Raw genomic sequence first — 838 nt, forward strand, 5'->3', positions numbered from 1 at the left:
TTTGTAATTGTCAAAATCATCAATTCCAGCGGAGGTAGAAAAGATGCTGACCAAGAACAAAATTACGGCCGTCCAGCACGACAGCAATGTCTGTGCAGACATTCGAGGCTTCGACTTTAATCACTATACTGCGGACGATATTGCAACGGTCCGCGAATTTTGGCTGCAGTATGGCGTCATCAGGTTTCGCGATGCCAACATCAACGACCAACAGCAAGTCGATTTTTCAACCCACTTCGGCGAGTTCGTCATTCACCCTAAACAGCTTCAGGAAGGTGGACATCCCACACACCCTGAAATCCTGGTCATCAGCAACGCTATGAAAGATGGCCGTCCCAGCGGTGCAATGGGTAACAGCGAAGCCACCTGGCACACCGACACATGGTTCTACGAAAACCCGCCAGCCGGTGCAATTCTGCGGGCGGTGCAGGTGCCTGAAACCGGGGGCGACACCTACTGTCTCTCCACCTATCAAGCCTATGACACGCTCCCCAAACATCTCCGCGACGTTGTGGCCAAACGCCAGATTTTCTTCCAAAGCACGTACGACAAAACCGGCAAGTTGCGCTTGGGCAGGGATAAGCCGGCGTCCGAGGACTTCCGAGAATGGGTTGGCATGGTGCATCCGCTGGTTCGGACACATGGCGAAACGGGTCGTGAGGCCCTCTATCTCGGCGGCACTGCGGATGGTGCATGGATCGTCGGAATGCCACTGGGCGAGAGCACCGATCTCATCGCCCAGCTTTGGGAGCATACGACCAACACTCAGGATGTATTTGTTCAGCATTGGAATGCCGGCGACATCATGATGTGGGACAACCGCTGCACGATGCACCGA

At 54.4% G+C, this 838-nt stretch carries 1 protein-coding gene; it reads left to right on the forward strand.

Features of this window, described 5'->3' with window-relative positions; genetic code table 11:
* Positions 1-43 precede the first annotated feature (43 nt).
* Positions 44-838: TauD/TfdA dioxygenase family protein (locus WH91_RS20810; protein WP_046172933.1), on the forward strand; the 795-nt coding region annotated here is incomplete at its 3' end.

It is taken from the genome of Devosia psychrophila, assembly GCF_000971275.1.
Classification (GTDB): domain Bacteria; phylum Pseudomonadota; class Alphaproteobacteria; order Rhizobiales; family Devosiaceae; genus Devosia; species Devosia psychrophila.